Below are 18,386 nucleotides of genomic sequence, written 5' to 3'. Positions count from 1 at the left end.
GCGAGACTGTGTCCACGGCGACCGGCCCCGTCGCTGCGCTCCGGACCGGTCACGGGCGTTCCTTCAGGATGATGTCGACGGCCCGGTCGAAGTCGGCGGCGGGGACGCCCACGCCGACGGTGAGGCGCAGGCGGGAGCGACCGTCCGGAGTGGACGGTGGGCGGAAGCAGCCTACCGCCACGCCGCGGCCGCGGCAGGCGGCCGCCCAGGCGTGCGCCTCGTCCGGGCTCGGGGCGGCGACCGAGATGACGCCGCCGGCGGGCTCGGAGACCTCGAGGCCCTCGGCGCGCAGGCGGTCGACCGCCCGGCGGGCGCGGTCGCGCAGTTCGGCGCGCCGGTCGTCGCCCGAGATCAGCAGGCGCAGCGCGGCCCGCGCGCCGGCCGCCACCGCCGGGGGCAGGGCGGTGTCGAAGATGAACGTGCGGCCGGTGTCGAGCAGCTCGCGGTACAGCTGGCGGGGGCCGGCGACCACGCCGCCGCCGGCGCCCAGGGACTTCGACAGGGTCGCTGTGACCACCACGCCGGGGGCGCCGGACAGGCCGGCGGCCGCCACGCCGCCGGCGCCCGACGGGCCGATCACGCCGAGGGCGTGTGCGTCGTCGACGAGCAGCAGGGCGCCGTGCGCGCGGGTGGCCTCGTAGAGCTCCGCCAGCGGGGCCAGGTCGCCGTCGACCGAGAAGATGCTCTCCGTGACGACGACGGCGGGGCGGCCGGGGTGGCGGGCGAGCTCATGCCGTACGAAATCCGGGTCCTGATGCGGGGCGACGACCGTCTCCTGGCGGGCCAGGCGGCAGCCGTCGATGAGGGAGGCGTGGTTGTGGGCGTCGGAGACGACCAGGGCGCCCGGTCGCACCAGGGCCCGCACGGCGCCGAGGTTGGCGAGGTAGCCCGAGGAGTACACCAGCGCCGACTCGAAGCCCAGCAGGGCGGCCAGGGCGTCCTCCAGGTCGCGGTGGGCGGCCGTGGAGCCGCGGACCAGGCGCGAGCCCGTGGCGCCCAGGCCGAAGTCCAGCAGGGCCTGGCCGGCGGCGGCGAGGACCTCCGGGTGGCGGGACAGGCCGAGGTAGTCGTTGCCCGCGAGGTCGACGACCGGATCGCCGGGGTCGCGGGGCAGCAGCTCCCGGCGCAGGCCCGCGGCCCGCCGCGCGGCGGCCTCCCCATCGAGTGTGGACAGCCACTCCACCGTGGGCCTCCTCTTGCCGTTGTAGAACATCTACGATGCCGGTTGTGTAATGTGCACAACCTAACCGAGCCCTCCCGGGTGCGGACAGGTGACCCTAACGATTTGTAAGGTACGAGCATGCTTGAAGCTGCAAAGGCCGTCCTGGACACCGGAGTCGGGCTCGACCACGAGGGCGTGCTCGCCGTGCTGCGCTGCCCGGACGAGGAGCTGCCGGAGTACCTCGCCATCGCCCACGACGTGCGGATGCGCTGGTGCGGGCCCGAGGTCGAGGTCGAGGGCATCGTGTCCCTCAAGACCGGCGGCTGCCCGGAGGACTGCCACTTCTGTTCGCAGTCCGGCCTGTTCGCCTCGCCCGTGCGCGCGGTGTGGCTGGACATCCCGTCGCTGGTCGAGGCGGCGAAGCAGACCGCCGCGACCGGGGCCACCGAGTTCTGCATCGTCGCCGCCGTGCGCGGGCCCGACGAGCGGCTGATGACGCAGCTCGCCGACGGTGTGGCCGCGATCCGGGCGGCGGTGGACATCAACATCGCCGCGTCGCTGGGCATGCTGACCCAGGCCCAGGTGGACCGCCTGGCCGAGCTGGGCATCCACCGGTACAACCACAACCTCGAGACCGCCCGCTCCCACTTCCCCAACGTCGTGGGCACCCACACCTGGGAGGAGCGCTGGGACACGCTGCGGATGGTCCGCACCGCCGGCATGGAGGTCTGCTGCGGCGGCATCCTCGGGCTGGGCGAGAGCGTCGAGCAGCGCGCCGAGTTCGCGATGCAGCTGCAGGAGCTCGACCCGCACGAGGTGCCGCTGAACTTCCTCAACCCGCGGCCGGGCACGCCGCTGGCCGACCAGCCGGTGCTCGACCCGAAGGACGCCCTGCGGGCGATCGCGGCGTTCCGGCTGGCGCTGCCGCGCACGCTGCTGCGCTACGCCGGCGGGCGGGAGATCACCCTCGGCGACCTCGGCACCCGCGACGGCCTGCTGGGCGGGGTCAACGCCGTGATCGTCGGCAACTACCTGACCACGCTCGGCCGTTCCCCGTCGGAGGACCTGGCGCTGCTCGACGAGCTGAGCATGCCGGTCAAGGCCCTCTCGGCGACGCTGTGAGCGGCCCGTACTGCGACCGCTGCGGGGAGCCGCGCGACGGCGGCTCCCACGAGGCGTGTGCGGCGGCTCGCCGGCTGGAGCCGCCGCGGTACTGCGCGCAGTGCCGCCGCCGCATGAAGGTCCAGGTGCTGCCGGGCGGCTGGTCCGCGTCCTGCGTCGAGCACGGGGTCCTTACCCCGTCGCGGACCGGCTCCGCCGGTGGATCGGTTTAGCCGTTGGGCCCCGCCCACTCGGTCGAGGCCGCCGCGGCGCGGTCCAGCGTGCGGGGGTTGACCCGGGCGATGGACGCGGCGAGGCGGCCTCGCTGCTGCAGTACCGCTGCGGCCTTCTTCGACTGCTGCAGCACCCGCACGATCCGGGCGCGGCGCAGCCGGCCGTACTCGGACAGCGCCGGCCCCAGGGACCCGCCCGTGACCCCGCCCACGAGCACCGACTGCAGCGTGGCCACGTCCTCCAGCGCCAGCGAGGCGCCCTGCGCCAGGTGGTGCGGCATCGCGTGGGCGGCGTCGCCGATGAGCGCGTAGCCGCCCGGCCCGCACGGCACCCCGAACGACTCCGGCAGCGGCGCGATCTCGCCGACCGGCTCCTGCACCAGGTCGTCGGCCTCGGTCGCGGCCAGCAGCTGGGTGATCGGCGCGTGCCAGTCGGCGAACCAGCGCCGCAGCAGCGCGAGCTGCCCGGACGGCGGCTCGGGCCGCAGCGCGCCGGGCACGGTGGCCACCCAGTAGATGCCGCCGCGGGTGGAGGTGCCGGCCGAGCCGCGCTCGCCGAGCGAGGCGTAGACGAACCGCTGCCCGCCGCCGATCGACTCGCCGTGCAGGGCGAGGTCGGCCGGCAGCTCCGGGGCGCGGTACCACGGGATGACCGCCCGCCACGCGGCGAACCCGGCGCTGGCGAACGTGCTGGCGGCGGCGAGCCGGCGGCGGACGGCGCTGGCCGGGCCGTCCGCGGCGACGACCAGGTCGGCCTCGAACATGACCCGCCCGTCGCCGACGGCCGGCCGGTCGCGGCGCACGCGCGCCGCCTGGACCTCGACCCCGCCGCGCACGTCGACCTGCTCGCCGAGGCCGGCGATGAACGCGTCGTGCAGGTCCTCGCGGTGCACGACCACGGGCGGCGACTCGATCTCGGACACGCCCGGCTGGACCAGCCAGGTGCCGTCGGGCCTGCGGATGCCGGCCGGGGGCACGGGCGTGGAGATGCCGTCGAGGCCGCCGGCCAGGCCGAGGGCCCGCAGGGCGCGGATCCCGTTGGGCCACAGGACCAGCGCGGCCCGCCCCGGCCGCAGCCGGTCGTCGCGCTCGAGCAGGGTGACCTTCCAGCCGGCTCGGGCCAGCGCGCCGGCGGCGGCGAGCCCGCCGACGCCGGCCCCGACCACGACCGCGGTCCGCATCAGCCCTTACCGGCCGCGTCGCTGTTCTCGCGTTCCGGTGCTTGCGCTGTCGCTTCTTCGGGTTGCTCTTCTTCCTGCGCCTCTTCCTTGGCCTCGGGCTCCTCGGCCTCCGACTCCTCGGCCGCCGGCTCCGGCGCGGCCTCGGCCGCCGGCAGCTCCGGCTGGGCCTCCGGCTCGGGCTCGGCGCTGACCAGGTGGATGCGACCGTCCTCGTCGACCGTCACCCGCTCCTGCGGGCCGCGCACGCGCAGGAAGTAGATGAGCGCGGCGGCGAAGACGATGATCGACGTCCAGTTGTTCAGCCGCATGCCGAGGATGTGCTGCGCGTCGTCGATGCGCAGCGACTCGACCCAGAAGCGGCCGACGGTGTAGAGCATCACGTAGAGCGCGAAGGCCCGGCCCCGGCCGAAGCGGTACTTGCGGTCGAGCAGCCACACGGCCACCGCGACGCCGATGCACCACAGCGACTCGTAGAGGAAGGTCGGATGGAAGACGCCCAGCACGATGGGCTGGCCGCCGGCCTCCAGTGCCCGGCCGTGTTCGGTGTCCCAGTTGTACACCTTGAGCCCCCACGGCAGGGTCGTCTCCTTGCCGTACAGCTCGTTGTTGAACCAGTTGCCCCAGCGCCCGATCGCCTGGGCCACCGGCAGCCCGACGGCGAGCGTGTCCGCCGCCATCGCGAACGGCAGGTTGAGCCGGCGGCAGGCGATGAACGCCCCGAGCGCGCCGGCCGCCACGCCGCCCCAGATGCCGAGACCGCCCTCCCAGATCTTGAACGCCTTGATCAGCGAGCCGTTCTCGCCGAAGTACGCGTCCGGGGAGGTGATCACGTGGTACAGCCGGGCGCCCACGATGCCGAACGGCACCGCCCAGATCGCCACGTCGAGGATCACCCACGGCGGCGCGCCCCGGGCCCGCAGGCGGCGGTCGGTGATGAAGCAGGCGGCGATGATGCCCAGCACGATGCAGAGTGCGTAGGCACGCAGAGGAATAGGTCCAAGGTCCCAGACGCCACGGGTCGGGCTCGGGATCTCGGCCAGCGGTGAGAGGGCAGCGTCCACGGGTGAACACGCTACCGCCGATCCGGCGAATTGCGATGCCCGCCCCGTTGCGTTGCGACGCGTCGCGTCCCTTCCCGGCGCCCCGCCCCGCCCGCAAAGATCACCATCAGCGAAGGTCTCGCGACGCTGAGCGGCGGCGCCTAAAGTGCGAACATGAGCTACTCAACGCTGAGTAACGGCAGCAAGGTGACCTCCGCGGTCGCCGCCGTCATCGAGGACGCGGCCGGCCGGGTGCTGCTGTGCCGCCAGGCCGGCGGGCACCAGCTGTGGGGCCTGCCCGGCGGGAAGATCCGCGCGGACGAGAGCCCCGTGCACGCCGTCATCCGGGACATCCGCGAGGAGACCGGCCTGGAGACGGAGGTCGTCGAGCTGATCGGCATGTATCAGCTGACCGGCGACGGCTGTGGCACCGCAACACCCGACCTGTTCGTCCACGTCTTCCGCGGCCGCCTCGACGGCGGCGGGCCCTCCCTCAACGCCCCCGGCCGGATCAGCGGCCTGTCGTGGCACGACCTCGACGCGCTGCCCGAGCCGCTCACCGCGACGACGCGCACCGCGATCGCCGACGCCGCGGCCGCGCGCACGGGCGTGATCCGCGAACTGCAGCGCGACGCCGAGCCCGAGGTCGTCGAGGCCTGAAATTTCCGCGAAACGGGTTGGATCGACGGGACCGTCTCCGCGATGATCAATGCATGGCCCCGCGGTACTACGCGCTCGGCGACTCGATGTCGATCGACGATTATGCGGGCGGCCCCGGCCTGGGCGCCGCCTCCCTGCTCGCCGACGACCTCGGCATAGAGCTGATGCTGCTCGCACGCGACGGCGCGACGAGCGACGACGTGCTGCGCAAGCAGGTCGGCCAGGTCGCCGGCCGCCCGGCCCTGGTCACCCTCACCATGGGCGGCAACGACCTGCTCACCGCGATCATCGAGTCGCCGGAGAAGGTCCCGGCGGCGATCGAGGCGATCGCCGCGAACTACGACGCCACGCTGGTCAGCCTGGCCGCCACCGGCGCCCGGATCGTGGTCAGCACGGTCTACGACCCGACGGACGGCAGCGGCGACCTGGCGTGGGCCGGCCTGCCCGACGTCGAGGGCGGCCTCGGCCTGCTCGAGTCGCTCAACGCGGAGATCCGCAAGGCCGCCGCGCGCCACGGCGCCGCGGTGGCCGACCTGCACGCGGCGTTCCTGGGCCACGGCGCGCAGGCCGGCGACATCACGACCGCCGAGCCCCGCCCGGCGAACCGCGAGCTGTGGCTGTGCGGCGCCATCGAGCCCAACGCCTGGGGCGCCGAGGCCATCCGCGACACCTGGCGCGCCGCCCTGCGCTCCTGACCAGCGCCAGCGCCCCTCAGGTGGCGAAGGCGTAGAGCTTGGCGAGGGATGCGAAGTACACGTGGTCGGCCGACAGCAGCAGCGGCTCGCCGCCGATCAGGGACGGCACGTCCAGGTCCAGGCGGCGCAGCAGCTCGCCGGTCGCGGCGTCCGCGGCGATCAGCTCGACGCGGTGCGTGCTCACGCCGCCGACGAAGCCGAAGTGGTACACCACCGCGTACACGACGCCGCCGCCGTTCACCGGGGACCAGTACGAGGCGTCGACCTCCGAGTGCAGGCCGTACGAGGTGCGCCACCGCACGTGGCCGCTGAGCGCCTCGAAAGCGGCCAGGCCGCCGTGGCCGTCGATGACGTACAGCGCGCCGGGGGCGGCGCTGGCGTACACCGGTGACTCGAGGGTCTCCGTGTCGCACCACCGCTGGGCGCCGTCGCGCACCGCGTAGGCGCACACGCCGTGCTCGCCGACCGCAAACACGGCGTCGCCCGAAGCGACGAGCTCGGCGCCGGGGGCATCGCGGGTCCAGGCGGGGGCGCCGGTGTCCCCCGCGTAGGCCTGGATGCGGCCCGGCTCGGTCGCCTGCAGCACCAGGCCGCCCGCCGCGACCGGCGCGTGGAAGCCGGGCTCGGCGCCGAGCGGGGCGGACCAGGCCAGGCCGCCGTCGGTGACGCGGTAGGCGCTCAGCGTGGCGCCGGCGCTGCGCAGGATGAGGCCGCCGTCGACGGTGAAGCCGCCGGAGACCTCGTCCGGCAGCACGGTCTCCCACTCCGGTTTTCCATTCATCCGGTACGCCCCGAGGTACCGCCGCAGGCTCGGCCGCTCGATCGACTCGACGAGCAGCGTGTCCCCGGCCGCGGCGAGCTGGCCGAAGGCGCGGCCGGGGGCGTCGACGAGCGGGCCGCGGTCGCCGCCGGTCACCGCGTCGTAGCGGCGGATCTGGCCGTCGCCGGCCTCGGCCGAGCGGTACACGGTGCCGTCGACCACGACGGCGCCGCCGATGCGCTCCTCGGGCCGGGTGGCCGGTGCGGTCCAGGCCGTGCGCAGGTGCCGGGCCGCGGGTGCGTCGAGGCGGCCCGTCAGCGCCTGGTGGCCGGAGCGGCCCGGATCGGCGCCGTTCTGCCGCCAGTCCGAGTCGGCGCTGGAGCCGTAACCGCCGCCGATCTGCGCGGCCGTCGCCGGCGCGCTCACGAGGGACGGCGGGATCAGCAGGGCCGCCAGGAGGAGCACATGACGTACCAAATCGGGAAATTGCCGCACGAAGCCTCAACGAGGCCGCCGGGCGGTTAGTGGCGGCGCACGCCCTCGGCAAGTTCCGCGCTGAGCCGGGCCACGGCGGCGACGCCGGCCGCGGGCGTCTCGGCGTCGAGCAGGCAGCGCACCAGCGCGCTGCCGACGATCACGCCGTCGGCGAACTCGCCGACCTCGGCGGCCTGCTCGCCGTTGGACACGCCCAGGCCGACGGCGACCGGGGTGCCGGGGCCGAGCCGGCGCACGCGCTCGACCAGGGCCGGCGCCGCGGAGCTCGTCGTGCTGCGGGCGCCGGTGACGCCCATGACGCTGGTGGCGTAGACGAAGCCGCGGCAGGCGGCGGCCGTGCTCGCGATGCGGGCCTCGGTCGAGGACGGCGAGACGAGGAAGACCCGGTCGAGGCCGTGCGCGTCGGAGGCGGCCAGCCACGGCCCGGCCTCGTCGGGGATGAGATCGGGTGTGATGAGGCCCGCGCCGCCGGCCGCGGCCAGGTCGGCCGAGAAGCGCTCGACGCCGTAGCGCTCGACGAGGTTCCAGTACGTCATGGTGAGGATCGGCGCGCCGGTCGCCGCGGCGGCCTCGACCGCCCGCAGGCCGTCACGCACGCGGAAGCCGGCCGCCAGGGCCGCCTCGGTGGCGCGCTGGATGACGGGGCCGTCCATGACCGGGTCGGAGTACGGCAGGCCGACCTCGACGATGTCCACGCCGTTGTCGATCATGGCGAGGATGGCGTCCACGGCGACCGCGTGGTCGGGGAACCCGGCCGGCAGGTAGCCGATGAGGGCGCTGCGGCCCTCGGCCCGCGCCTTCTCGAACGCCGTCTGGAGCCTTACTTCCTGGACCATTGGTTATACCTTGAACCAATCCCGCGCGGTGTCCATGTCCTTGTCCCCGCGGCCCGACAGGCAGACGATCACGGTCGGCTCGCGGCCCAGCTCGGCGGCCAGGCGCGGGATCACCCGCAGGGCGCCGGCGACGGCGTGCGCGCTCTCGATGGCCGGGATGATGCCCTCGGTGCGGCACAGCAGCTTGAAGGCGTCCATCGCCTCGGCGTCGGTGACCGGCTCGTAGGTGGCGCGGCCGGTGTCGTGCAGGTAGGCGTGCTCGGGGCCGACCGCCGGGTAGTCCAGGCCGGCCGAGATCGAGTGCGACTCGACGGTCTGGCCGTCCTCGTCCTGCAGCAGGTAGGTGCGGGCGCCGTGCAGCACGCCGGTCGCGCCGCCGGTGATGCTCGCGGCGTGCCGGCCGGTGTCGACGCCGTCGCCGCCGGCCTCGAAGCCGAAGAGCCGCACGCTCTCGTCGGGCACGAACGCGTGGAACGCGCCGATCGCGTTGGAGCCGCCGCCCACGCAGGCCGCGACGGCGTCGGGCAGCCGGCCGGTCTGCTCCTGGATCTGGCGGCGGGCCTCGACGCTGATCCCGCCGACGAAGTCGCGCACCATCGCCGGGAACGGGTGCGGGCCGGCGGCGGTGCCGAGCAGGTAGTGCGTGTTGTCGACGTTGGTCACCCAGTCGCGCAGGGCCTCGTTGATGGCGTCCTTGAGCGTCTTGGAGCCGGTGGTGACGGGGATGACGGTGGCGCCGAGCATGCGCATGCGGGCGACGTTGAGCGCCTGGCGGCGGGTGTCCTCCTCGCCCATGTACACCACGCACTCGAGGTCGAGCAGGGCGCAGGCGGTGGCGCTGGCCACGCCGTGCTGGCCCGCGCCCGTCTCGGCGATGACCCTGGTCTTGCCCATCCGCTGGGTGAGCAGCGCCTGGCCGAGGACGTTGCGGACCTTGTGGGCGCCCGTGTGGTTGAGATCTTCACGCTTCAGGAAGATCTGCGCTCCGGTACCGCGGGAGAGCCGCTCGGCCCGGTACAGCGGGCTCGGCGTGTTGGCGTAGTCGCGCAGCAACCGGCCGAACTCGGCCTGGAACGCCTCGTCGGCCTGCGCGTGGCGGTAGGCGGCGTCGAGCTGGTCGAGCGCGGCGACGAGGGCTTCCGGGACGAACCGGCCACCGTACGTGCCGAAGTGGCCGGCCGGGTCCGGCAGCAGGCCCGCCGCCGAGAGGAACGCGCTCATCGGGCCGCCCGCGGGGTGGCCGGGTGGCTGCCGGCGGTGACGAGCTCGGCGACGGCCTCGCGCGGGCTCTTCTGGGTGACCAGGCCCTCGCCGACCAGCACGGCGTCGGCGCCGGCCGACGCGTAGCGGATCAGGTCGTGGGGGCCGCGCACGCCCGACTCGGCGATCTTGACGACCTCGGCCGGCAGGCCGGGCGCGATGCGCTCGAACACGGTGCGGTCGACCTCGAGCGTGCGCAGGTTGCGGGCGTTGATGCCGATGACCCGGGCGCCGGCCTCCAGCGCGCGGTCGGTCTCCTCCTCGTCGTGCACCTCGACCAGCGCCGTCATGCCGAGGCTCTCGATGCGGTCGAGCAGCCCGGTCAGCGTGTTCTGCTCCAGCGCGGCGACGATGAGCAGCACCAGGTCGGCGCCGTAGGCCCGCGCCTCGTGCACCTGGTAGGAGGACACGACGAAGTCCTTGCGCAGCATCGGCACGTCGATCGCGGCGCGCACGGCGGCGAAGTCGTCGAGGCTGCCGCCGAACCAGCGGCCCTCGGTGAGCACGCTGACGCAGCGGGCGCCGCCGGCCGCGTACTCCTTCGCGAGCTCCGCCGGGTCCGGGATCTCGGCCAGTTGGCCCTTCGACGGCGACGAGCGCTTGACCTCCGCGATCACGCCGACGCCGGGTGCGCGCAACTTGGCGTAGGCGTCCCGGGGCGGCGGGGCCTGGGCGGCGCGCTGCTTGATGTCTGCCAGGGGCACCTGTGCCTCGCGGACCGCCAGGTCCTCACGCACTCCGGCGAGGATCTCGTCGAGCACCCGGCCGCTTTCCGCGTTGATCAAGGAGCTCCCCTCTCCGGTGGTCATGCGACCGATGCTAGGTCGCCCCCGGTCGGCCGAAGGCCGCGGGGGTATGGCCGACGTCACCTGATGGACTAGGGCATAATGCCTCGCCGCCGAGTTTTGTCGTACCCCCGTTCTAGGGTGTCGGCATGAGCGTTCAGCGGGCAAACACATTGACGGCCGGCTGGGCGTCCGTGTCCCCCGCCGGAGTGTTCTCAGGGGCGGCGATCTATCCCCTGCTGGCCCTGCTCGCCTCCGTGGCGGCCGGGCGGGCGGCGACGGAGCTGCGCGCGGTCGCGCCCACGCCGCTGGAGCTGCCGGTCCGCGGCGCGCTGGGCGTGTGGACCCGCGAGGGCGCCCCGCTGACGCTGGACTGGGCGGCCCGCTGCGACCCCCGCCTGACCGGCGACCCGGCCATCGACCGGCCCCTACTGGACGCGTGGGCGGCCGCGCAGACCGGCGCGCCCGTGCCGCCCCTGCCGCCCGCCACCGCCGGCCCGATCGACGCCGACGCGCTGGTCCTGGCCTCGGCGCTGGCCGTCACCACCGACTGGCGGGAGCCGTTCACCGACGGCGTGCTGCGCCCTTCGCAGGGCCCGTGGGCCGGGCGGCGCCTCGCCTCGCTGCACCGCCGCGGCGCCGACCCGTCCGTCCTGCGGGTCGCCGCCACCGCGGCCGGCCCGGTCACGCTGCTCACCGTCGCCGGCACCGCCGACGTCGACGTGGTCCTGTGCACGGCCGCCGGCGGCGCCCCGCCCGGCGCGGTCCTGGCCGCCGCGGTCACCGGCCTCACCGGCGCCGTCGCCGCGGACGAGGGCCCGTGCATCAGCCGGGCCATGGTCGACGCCGAGGACAGCGCGCCCGAGCTGGTGGTGAAAGTTCCGCGGTTCGCCGCGGCCGGCACCCACGACCTGCTCGCCTCGGCCGAGCTGTTCGGGCTCGCCGCCGCGGCGGCCGGCGGCTCGTTCCCCGGCATCGGCCCCGACGGGCTGCGGGTCGCCGCGGCGGCGCAGACGGCGTCGGCCGCGTTCACCGCGACCGGCTTCCGGGCCACGCCGGTGGCGCCGGCGCCGATGGTCCCGCTGCCGGCCACGCCCCGGGCGGCGCGGCGGCTGCGCGTCACCGCCCGCTTCGACCTGCCGTTCGGATATCTGACCGTCCACCGCCCGACCGGCCTCGTGCTCATGGCCGGCTGGGTCGACTCCCCGGAGGAAGCGCGATGAGCGCGGCCGATGCCGGCAGCCCGACCGTTTCAGCAGCCAGGGCCGTGCTAGGAGGTGGGGCGCTGCCAGCGGGCCGGGATCTGGCCGCGGGCCTGCATCTCCTTCCACCTCGCGAAGGGGTCGAACTCGTGCTCCAGGGGCTCCTGCGGCGGGCGGTCGGCCTCGGGGACGTGCACGAGGTTGACCCGGATGCGATACCAGACCGAGTTGATGCCGCGCATGGAGTCGACCAGGACGTCGGCCGGCTCCAGCAGCGGCCACACCGCCGGGTGGCGCTCCTTCCACTTGTCGAGGTCGGCCAGCGCCTCCTCGCGGGTGGCGGTGCGAGTGATCTCGATGAGCGGCATGCTGGGCTGGCGGCGGCCGGCGCCCTTCTTGGCGGGCGCCTTCTTCTTGTACGTGGCGGCGAGCTCCAGCAGCGGCTCCAGCGAACCGCGGGCCTCCTCGATGCCCGCCCACGGGTCGGGGCGGCCCGGGACCGTCTCCATCGTGAACTGCGCCGGGTCGCAGCCGGGCACCTCGTCCCAGCTCAGCGGGGCGGAGACCTTCGCCTCCTCCGACGGGCGCACCGAGTAGCCGGAGGCCGTCGTGTGGTCCTTGGCGTTCTGGTTGTAGTCGACGAAGACGCCGTGGCGCTCCTCCTTCCACCAGGCGCCGGTGGCGAGGTCGGGCGCGCGCTGAGCGACCTCCCGGGCGAAGCCCTCGGCGGCCCGGCGCACCTCGGCGAACGTCCAGCGGGGCTCGATGCGGGCGTAGATGTGGAAGCCGCGGGAGCCGGACGTCTTGGGCCAGCCCAGCAGGCCGTACTCCTCCAGGACCTCCCGCGCGATCATCGCCACGTCGACGACCTGGCCCCACGGCACGCCCGGCACCGGGTCGAGGTCGATGCGCAGCTCGTCGGGGTGGTCGACGTCCTCGGCCAGGACCGAGTGGGTGTGCAGCTCCAGGCAGCCGAGGTTGACGACCCAGGCGAGCTGGGCGGCGTCGCGCAGCACGATCTCCTCGGCGGTGCGCCCGGAGGGGTAGCGCAGCTCGGCCGTCTCGATCCACTCGGGCCGCTTGGCAGGTGCGCGCTTCTGGAAGAACGCCTCGCCCTCGATGCCGTTGACGTAGCGCTTGAGCGCCATCGGCCGGCCGCCGGCGCCCCGCAGCGCCCCGTCGGCGACGGCCAGGTAGTAGCGGACGACGTCGAGCTTGGTGCGGCCGGACTTCGGGAAGTACACCTTGCCGGGATTCGTGATGGTCACCTCGCGCCCGGCGACCTCGATCACTTCCTCGGAACTGCTCGCCATGCGGCCGACCCTACCGTTGTTGCGGCTACGGGCGGTCGTGAGTCGTGGGATCCTCGCCCCGGTCCAGGGCGTCCCAGAGCTCGGCCTGGGAGGCGGGGCGGTCCGGTTTGCGCTCCGCGGGCGCCGCCGGGCGTTCGTATCGTGCGCCCATCGCCGGCCACGCGCGGCCCGAGCGGACCGTGACCACGCCCGCGGCCAGCACCGCGAGGCCGCCGACTACGCACAGCAACGGCCAGGCGACCTTCACGTGGTCGTCGAGGGTGACCAGCGCGGCGACCGCCACGCCGGCCCCGGACAGGACCAGCAGCGCGCCCACGACCAGCCGCGCCGCGGCCCGCGTGGCGAACAGCGCCCCGGCCCCGGCGAGCGCGACCACGCCGAGCGCGGTCAGCCAGGGGGCGATGTCGGTCCCGCTGCGGTGCTTGGTGATCGGCGGCAGGGGCGCCGGCTGCACCGTGACCACGTCCTGCCAGTCCCGGGTCGCGGCCACCAGCACGAGCGCGGCCCCCACCGCGCACACCAGGGCGGTGAGGGCGAGGGCGCGCCGTGGGCTGGGCTCGCTCATCGGGCCGGCCGCAGCGTCTCGGCGGTGGCGATGGCCGCGAGCACGGCGGCAGCCTTGTTGCGGGTCTCGGTCTCCTCCGACACCGGGTCGGAGTCGGCCACGATGCCGGCGCCGGCCTGGACGTACGCCATCCGGTCGCGCATCAGCGCCGTGCGGATCGCGATCGCGGTGTCCATGTCGCCGCCGAAGCCGAAGTAGCCCACGACGCCGCCGTACAGGCCGCGGCGCGTCGGCTCGAGCTCCTCGATGATCTCCATCGCGCGCACCTTCGGGGCCCCCGACAGGGTGCCGGCCGGGAACGTCGCGGCGAGCGTGTCGAAGGCGCTGCGGTCGTCGTGCAGTTCGCCGACGACGGTCGAGACGATGTGCATGACGTGGGAGTACCGCTCGACGGTCATGAACTCGGGCACCTCCACCGTGCCGGGCTTGCACACCCGCCCGAGGTCGTTGCGCGCGAGGTCGACGAGCATCACGTGCTCCGCCCGCTCCTTCGGGTCGGCGAGCAGGTCGGCGGCGAGCGCCGCGTCCTCCTCCGGCGTCGCCCCGCGCCAGCGCGTGCCCGCGATGGGGTGCAGCAGTGCCCGCCGCCCGTCCACCTTCACGTGTACCTCGGGTGAGGACCCGACCACGTCGAAGCCGTCGAAGCGCAGGAGGTACATGTACGGGCTCGGGTTGGTCGTGCGCAGCACCCGGTAGACGTCGAGCGGGTCCGCGTCGGTGGCCCGCTCGAAGCGCTGCGCGACGACGATCTGGAAGCACTCCCCCGCGCGGATGGCCTCCTTGGCGACCTCGACCGCCTTCGGGTACTCCCCCACCGGCGTCCGGCTGACCACGTCCCCGACCGGCACCCGGTCCACAGTGGACACCATCGGCGGCGTCGGCCGCGACAGCGCCGTGGTCATCGCGTCGAGCCGGCCGATCGCCTGGTGGTACGCCGCCCGGACCACGGCGTCGTCGGCCCCCGCCTCCGGCAGCACCGCGTTGGCGATGAGCAGCGCCGCGCCCTCGAAGTGATCGAGCGCGACGAGGTCGGTCGCGAGCATCATGCCCAGCTCTGGGTGGTGCAGGTCGTCCAGCGCCAGCTCGGGCAGCCGCTCGAAGCGCCGCACGGCGTCGTAGGACAGGAACCCGACCAGCCCGCCCGACAGCGGCGGCAGGTTGAGCGCGCGCAGGTCGGAGTCGTCCGCGCTCAGCGCCGCGATCGTGGCCCGCAGCACCTCGGTCGGGTCGCCGTCGACCGGCACGTTGGCGGGCGGCGCGCCGAGCCAGTGCGCGCGCCCCTCCCGCTCGACGAGGGTGGCGACGCTGCGGACGCCGATGAAGCTGTACCGCGACCAGACCGCCCCGGCCGCCCCCGCGCCCTGCTCGGCGGACTCGAGCAGGAAGGTCCCCGGCCCGCCGGCCAGCTTGCGGTACACCCCGACCGGCGTCTCCCCGTCGGCCAGCAGCCGCCGGGTCACCGGCACCACCCGCCGGTTGCGGGCCAGCTCGCGGAAGGTCCCCTCGTCCGGGGCGACGGCGCCGGTGGTCATTCGGCCACCTCCAGTTCCGTGTAGAAGCACGTGTGGTTGCCGGTGTGGCAGGCGGCGCCGGTCTGCTCGACGGTGACCAGCAGCGTGTCCCCGTCGCAGTCGATCGCAACGCTCTTGACGTGCTGGACGTGCCCGGAGGTCGCCCCCTTGACCCAATACTCCCCGCGACTGCGCGACCAGTACGTCGCCCGCCCCGTCGTAAGGGTCCGGTGCAGCGCCTCGTCGTCCATCCACGCCAACATCAACACCTGCCCGGTGCCGTGCTCCTGCACGACGGCTGGCACCAGCCCAGCCTCGTTCCGGCGTAAACGCTGCGCGACTTCTGGATCAAGGTTCGACGACACAGCGGCAATTCTCCCGCACCGCGGATACTCGGCGGTTTGGGGTCTATGGCTGGTGGTGTTGGAGGAGTACTTTGGCGGTGCGCCGCACGGAAGTCTGCGCGGTCGCCCACCCCTTCCCCGCTCGCCGACGGACACCCCCAACCCGTCTCGCTGGGGGCACCCCACCGTCCGGTCCTGCGGTCGTCGGTCCAGGGCGCCGCTCGGCCTCCCGGCGTCCGCGACCCCAGCGCTGAGCTAAGCAGCAGTCCGACCGGGTGGCCGCCCCCGTTCGGACCGAGCGGACGGAGGACCCACTCGATGCATCCCAACTTCACCCCGCCGAACAACCAGTCGGGCCCGTCCCCTGAAGTGACCGCTTCAGAGGACAAGCCGGCCGAGGCCCTGGTACCGGAGCCTCGCCAGCCCCTCGACGACGCCCCGCCGGCCACGGTCGCCGCCACCACCGACGCGACCGACGCCGCCGAGGCCACCGAGGAGTCCTCCACCGAGTCCACTCCGGCTGCTCTTGCTGCTGAGCCGCTGGCCGACACCCCCGCGATCTCGGTCGCCGTCCCCGACGACATCTCGGCCATCACCGGCCCGGCCACCGAGGCCGACGAGTCCACGGACGCTTCGGACGACGCCGCGGTCGCGGACGCTTCCGACGTCGCCGAGACCGCCGAGGTCTCCGAAGATGCCGAAGCTCCCACGGACGCTTCGGAGGACGCCGCTGAGGTTGCGGACGCTTCCGACGTCGCCGAGACCGCCGAGGTCTCGGAAGACGCCGAGGCTTCCACGGACGCCGCGGAGGACGCTGAGGTTGCGGACGCGTCGGACGTCGCCGAGGCCACCGAGGTCTCGGAAGACGCCGAGGCTTCCACGGACGCCGCGGAGGACGCTGAGGTTGCGGACGCCTCCGACGTCGCCGAGACCGCCGAGGTCTCCGAAGACGCCGAGGCTTCCACGGACGCTGAGGTTGCGGATGCTTCGGACGTCGCCGAGGTTTCAGAGGACGCCGACGCTTCCGCGGACGCTGAAGTTGCGGACGCCGAGGCCTCGACGGAGCCGGAGTCCGCCGACGACGCCGAGGCTTCCACCGACGCCGAAGTTGCGGACGCTGAGGCCGCGGACGACACGGAGGCTTCTGCAGACGCAGAGGCCGAGGAACTCGAGGCGGACGGCGAGCCCGCTACGGAGGAGGCCGCGGCCGAGACGGCCGAGGCTGAGGCGATCACCGAGGACACCGAGGCTGGGGCCGAGGACGCGGAGGCTGTTGCGGAACCCGAGGAAGCCGAGGCCGCCGAGGAGGTCACCGACTCGACCGACGACGCCGAGGCCGTGACCACCACGGACGAGGACGCGGAGCCCGAGGCCGCCGCCGAGACGGAGGAGCCCGCCGAGGCGGACGCCGTCGCCGAGACCGAGGAAACCGACGCCGAAGCCGAGACCGCCGCCGAGACCGAGGAGCCCGCCGAAGCGGACGCCGTCGCCGAGACCGAGGAAACCGACGCCGAAGCCGAGACCGCCGCCGAGACCGAGGAGCCCGCCGAAGCGGACGCCGTCGCCGAGACCGAGGAGACCGACGCCGAAGCCGAGACCGCCGCCGAGACCGAGGAGCCCGCCGAAGCGGACGCCGTCGCCGAGACCGAGGAGACCGACGCCGAAGCCGAGACCGACGCTGTCGCCGAGGCCGACGAGGACGCAGAGCCCGAGGCCGTCGCCGAGACCGAGGAGTCCACCGACGCGGACGCCGTCGCCGAGGCCGAGGAGACCGCCGAAGCTGAGGCTGCCGCGGAGGCCGACGAGGATGCTCAGGCCGAGGACGCGGAGCCGGAGGCGGCCGCGGAGGCCGAGGTTGAGGAAGCCGTCGCCGAGACGACCGACGAAGCGGAAGCGGGCGACGAGGAGGCCGTCGCGGAGGCCGAGGAGGCCGGCGAAGAAGAAGCCGTCGCCGAGGCCGAGCCGAGCGACGAAGAGGCCGTTGCGGAGGCCACGGAGGAAGCCGGCGACGAGGAGCCGGCCGCGGAAAGCGACGTCGACGCCGCGGAGAGCGAGACGGATGAGCAGGCCGAACCGATCGCGGAGGGCGACGCAACGGAGGGCGACGAACCGGCTGCGGAGGCGGAGGACGACGCGGCTGAGGAGGAACCCGAGGCGGTAACCGAGGACGACGTCGACGCGACCGCCGACGAGGAGCCGGCCGAGCAGGAAGCCGTCGAAGAGGCCGTCGCTGAGGCTGAGGCCGACGAGGAGGCCGCCGAGGAAGCCGTCGCTGAGGCTGAGGCCGAGGAAGAAGCCGCCCAAGAAGCCGTCGCTGAGGCTGAGGCCGAGGAAGAAGCCGCCGAGGAAGCCGTCGCCGAAGCCGAGGCCGAGGAAGAGGCCGCCGAGGAAGCCGTCGCCGAAGCCGAGGCCGAGGAAGAGGCCGCCGAGGAAGCCGTCGCCGAAGCCGAGGCCGAAGAAGAGGCCGAAGAAGAGGCCGCCGAGGAAGCCGTCGCCGAAGAAGAGGCCGCCGAGGAAGCCGTCGCCGAGGCCGACGAAGAGGCCGCCGAGGAAGGCGTGGCTGAGGCCGACGAAGAGGCCGCCGAGGAAGGCGTGGCTGAGGCCGAGGGCGAAGAAGAGGACGACGCGCCTGCGGAGATTGTGGGCGAGGTCCTCGCGGATGAGGTCGTTGCTGACGCCGGTGAGGACGAGGGCAACGGTGACGTTGAAGTTGAGGCGCTCGCCGACGCGGCGGACGATGAAGACGACAGCGACGACGAAGACGACAGTGACGACGAAGACGACGAGGTCGATGCCGTCGCTGACGATGAGGACGACGAAGACGAGGACGAGGACGTGCTCGTTCTGGTTGGTGAGGTCGAGGACGTCGAGGACGAGGAAGACGACGAAGCGATCGCGATCGTTGTGCTTGAAGAGGATGACGACGAGGTCGAGTACGCGGCCGCGCCGCTGCGGCCGGGGGACCTTGTCGAGCAGCGGATCGTGCTGTGGAAGCAGAAGCGGGCCGATCGGTTCCGGCAGCGGCTGGTCAAGGCGGAGTCGAAGTTCGTCGACGACCCCGTGAAGGCGGTCGCCCGGGCCTCCGCGATCGTCAGTGACGCGATCGAGACGCTGGCCGAGAAGCTGCAGGAGCAGCAGCACGCGCTCAACCCCAGCAAGTCGTCCAAGCACCCCGACACCGAGACGCTGCGCATCGCGCTGCGGCAGTACAAGGAGTTCCTCGAGCGGGTCCTCTCCCTGTAG

Annotated in this window: 16 protein-coding genes and 1 pseudogene; 6 read left to right on the top strand and 11 right to left on the bottom strand. The window is 73.9% G+C overall.

From position 1 onward, the window contains the following. Positions 1 to 49 precede the first annotated feature (49 nt). Positions 50 to 1,213, bottom strand: a complete 1,164-nt coding sequence (locus ACQEVU_RS04105) for an 8-amino-7-oxononanoate synthase (RefSeq protein WP_433320727.1) — start codon at positions 1,211 to 1,213, stop codon at positions 50 to 52. An 87-nt stretch (positions 1,214 to 1,300) separates the two neighbouring features. Here ACQEVU_RS04105 and bioB point away from each other — a divergent pair, with 87 nt between their 5' ends. Together bioB and ACQEVU_RS04095 are read left to right on the top strand one after the other, a co-directional pair. Beyond that, the gene (gene bioB, locus ACQEVU_RS04100; protein WP_433320725.1) at positions 1,301 to 2,284 is read left to right on the top strand and encodes a biotin synthase BioB; all 984 of its coding nucleotides are present in this window, start codon (positions 1,301 to 1,303) and stop codon (positions 2,282 to 2,284) included. Then, a pseudogene (locus ACQEVU_RS04095) lies at positions 2,263 to 2,496 on the top strand (hypothetical protein); the annotation flags it as partial. The gene bioB and the pseudogene ACQEVU_RS04095, both read left to right, overlap by 22 nt. Here ACQEVU_RS04095 and ACQEVU_RS04090 read toward each other — a convergent pair. Together ACQEVU_RS04090 and lgt are read right to left on the bottom strand one after the other, a co-directional pair. Next, positions 2,493 to 3,677 (bottom strand): FAD-dependent oxidoreductase, encoded by a 1,185-nt coding sequence (locus ACQEVU_RS04090; protein WP_433320722.1) that lies wholly within the window; start codon positions 3,675 to 3,677, stop codon positions 2,493 to 2,495. The pseudogene ACQEVU_RS04095 and the gene ACQEVU_RS04090 sit on opposite strands and share 4 nt — an antisense overlap. Continuing rightward, positions 3,677 to 4,738 (bottom strand): prolipoprotein diacylglyceryl transferase, encoded by a 1,062-nt coding sequence (gene lgt, locus ACQEVU_RS04085; protein WP_433320719.1) that lies wholly within the window; start codon positions 4,736 to 4,738, stop codon positions 3,677 to 3,679. Before lgt ends, ACQEVU_RS04090 begins: the two co-directional genes overlap by 1 nt. A gap of 153 nt (positions 4,739 to 4,891) precedes the next feature. Between lgt and ACQEVU_RS04080 the strand changes: the two genes are divergently transcribed. Together ACQEVU_RS04080 and ACQEVU_RS04075 are read left to right on the top strand one after the other, a co-directional pair. Next, positions 4,892 to 5,377, top strand: a complete 486-nt coding sequence (locus tag ACQEVU_RS04080; RefSeq protein WP_433320716.1) for an NUDIX hydrolase — start codon at positions 4,892 to 4,894, stop codon at positions 5,375 to 5,377. A 53-nt stretch (positions 5,378 to 5,430) separates the two neighbouring features. Further along, a complete protein-coding gene (locus ACQEVU_RS04075; protein WP_433320713.1) occupies positions 5,431 to 6,072 on the top strand; it encodes an SGNH/GDSL hydrolase family protein in 642 nt (213 codons plus the stop codon). A gap of 16 nt (positions 6,073 to 6,088) precedes the next feature. Here ACQEVU_RS04075 and ACQEVU_RS04070 read toward each other — a convergent pair whose 3' ends face one another. From ACQEVU_RS04070 to trpC, 4 genes are read right to left on the bottom strand one after another with little or no spacing between them, the layout of a single operon-like run. Continuing rightward, on the bottom strand, positions 6,089 to 7,297 hold the full coding sequence (locus tag ACQEVU_RS04070; RefSeq protein ID WP_433320710.1) for a PQQ-binding-like beta-propeller repeat protein: 1,209 nt from the start codon (positions 7,295 to 7,297) through the stop codon (positions 6,089 to 6,091). 56 nt (positions 7,298 to 7,353) lie between these two features. Then, entirely contained in the window at positions 7,354 to 8,163 is an 810-nt protein-coding gene (gene trpA, locus ACQEVU_RS04065; RefSeq protein WP_433320707.1) for a tryptophan synthase subunit alpha, read from the bottom strand. Between the two features lie 3 nt (positions 8,164 to 8,166). Next, positions 8,167 to 9,384 (bottom strand): tryptophan synthase subunit beta, encoded by a 1,218-nt coding sequence (trpB, locus tag ACQEVU_RS04060; protein ID WP_433320704.1) that lies wholly within the window; start codon positions 9,382 to 9,384, stop codon positions 8,167 to 8,169. Further along, positions 9,381 to 10,184 (bottom strand): indole-3-glycerol phosphate synthase TrpC, encoded by an 804-nt coding sequence (gene trpC / locus ACQEVU_RS04055; RefSeq protein ID WP_433334784.1) that lies wholly within the window; start codon positions 10,182 to 10,184, stop codon positions 9,381 to 9,383. The genes trpB and trpC overlap by 4 nt, the downstream gene beginning before the upstream one ends. Before the next feature lie 173 nt (positions 10,185 to 10,357). Here trpC and ACQEVU_RS04050 point away from each other — a divergent pair, with 173 nt between their 5' ends. Continuing rightward, positions 10,358 to 11,431 carry a hypothetical protein gene (locus ACQEVU_RS04050; RefSeq protein WP_433320701.1) on the top strand — a complete coding sequence of 358 codons (1,074 nt, stop codon included), beginning with the start codon at positions 10,358 to 10,360 and terminating at the stop codon, positions 11,429 to 11,431. Positions 11,432 to 11,478: 47 nt separating this feature from the next. On the opposite strand, the gene ligD is transcribed toward ACQEVU_RS04050, so the two are convergent. The 4 genes from ligD to hisI are packed head-to-tail and all read right to left on the bottom strand — an operon-like array spanning position 11,479 to position 15,104. Continuing rightward, positions 11,479 to 12,723, bottom strand: a complete 1,245-nt coding sequence (gene ligD / locus ACQEVU_RS04045; protein WP_433320698.1) for a non-homologous end-joining DNA ligase — start codon at positions 12,721 to 12,723, stop codon at positions 11,479 to 11,481. A gap of 25 nt (positions 12,724 to 12,748) precedes the next feature. Continuing rightward, entirely contained in the window at positions 12,749 to 13,288 is a 540-nt protein-coding gene (locus ACQEVU_RS04040) for a Trp biosynthesis-associated membrane protein (protein WP_433320695.1), read from the bottom strand. Then, on the bottom strand, positions 13,285 to 14,820 hold the full coding sequence (locus ACQEVU_RS04035; RefSeq protein WP_433320692.1) for an anthranilate synthase component I: 1,536 nt from the start codon (positions 14,818 to 14,820) through the stop codon (positions 13,285 to 13,287). Before ACQEVU_RS04035 ends, ACQEVU_RS04040 begins: the two co-directional genes overlap by 4 nt. Continuing rightward, positions 14,817 to 15,104 (bottom strand): phosphoribosyl-AMP cyclohydrolase, encoded by a 288-nt coding sequence (gene hisI / locus ACQEVU_RS04030; protein ID WP_433320689.1) that lies wholly within the window; start codon positions 15,102 to 15,104, stop codon positions 14,817 to 14,819. The genes ACQEVU_RS04035 and hisI overlap by 4 nt, the downstream gene beginning before the upstream one ends. 357 nt (positions 15,105 to 15,461) lie before the next feature. Between hisI and ACQEVU_RS04025 the strand changes: the two genes are divergently transcribed. Continuing rightward, positions 15,462 to 18,386 (top strand): hypothetical protein, encoded by a 2,925-nt coding sequence (locus ACQEVU_RS04025; RefSeq protein WP_433320686.1) that lies wholly within the window; start codon positions 15,462 to 15,464, stop codon positions 18,384 to 18,386.

The sequence above is a fragment of the Dactylosporangium sp. CA-139066 genome (assembly GCF_050936175.1).
Taxonomy (GTDB): domain Bacteria; phylum Actinomycetota; class Actinomycetes; order Mycobacteriales; family Micromonosporaceae; genus Dactylosporangium.
Note: the sequence above shows the minus strand (reverse complement) of the source record. Positions and strands in the feature narration are given on the sequence as shown.

Bases quoted from the DNA above. Each gene is read 5' to 3' on its own strand.
- ACQEVU_RS04105 (WP_433320727.1), bottom strand. From the start codon at position 1,213: ATGTTCTACAACGGCAAGAGGAGGCCCACGGTGGAGTGGCTGTCCACA.
- bioB (WP_433320725.1), top strand. From the start codon at position 1,301: ATGCTTGAAGCTGCAAAGGCCGTCCTGGACACCGGAGTCGGGCTCGAC.
- ACQEVU_RS04090 (WP_433320722.1), bottom strand. From the start codon at position 3,677: ATGCGGACCGCGGTCGTGGTCGGGGCCGGCGTCGGCGGGCTCGCCGCC.
- ACQEVU_RS04080 (WP_433320716.1), top strand. From the start codon at position 4,892: ATGAGCTACTCAACGCTGAGTAACGGCAGCAAGGTGACCTCCGCGGTC.
- ACQEVU_RS04075 (WP_433320713.1), top strand. From the start codon at position 5,431: ATGGCCCCGCGGTACTACGCGCTCGGCGACTCGATGTCGATCGACGAT.
- trpA (WP_433320707.1), bottom strand. From the start codon at position 8,163: ATGGTCCAGGAAGTAAGGCTCCAGACGGCGTTCGAGAAGGCGCGGGCC.
- trpB (WP_433320704.1), bottom strand. From the start codon at position 9,384: ATGAGCGCGTTCCTCTCGGCGGCGGGCCTGCTGCCGGACCCGGCCGGC.
- ACQEVU_RS04050 (WP_433320701.1), top strand. From the start codon at position 10,358: ATGAGCGTTCAGCGGGCAAACACATTGACGGCCGGCTGGGCGTCCGTG.
- ligD (WP_433320698.1), bottom strand. From the start codon at position 12,723: ATGGCGAGCAGTTCCGAGGAAGTGATCGAGGTCGCCGGGCGCGAGGTG.
- ACQEVU_RS04040 (WP_433320695.1), bottom strand. From the start codon at position 13,288: ATGAGCGAGCCCAGCCCACGGCGCGCCCTCGCCCTCACCGCCCTGGTG.
- ACQEVU_RS04035 (WP_433320692.1), bottom strand. From the start codon at position 14,820: ATGACCACCGGCGCCGTCGCCCCGGACGAGGGGACCTTCCGCGAGCTG.
- ACQEVU_RS04025 (WP_433320686.1), top strand. From the start codon at position 15,462: ATGCATCCCAACTTCACCCCGCCGAACAACCAGTCGGGCCCGTCCCCT.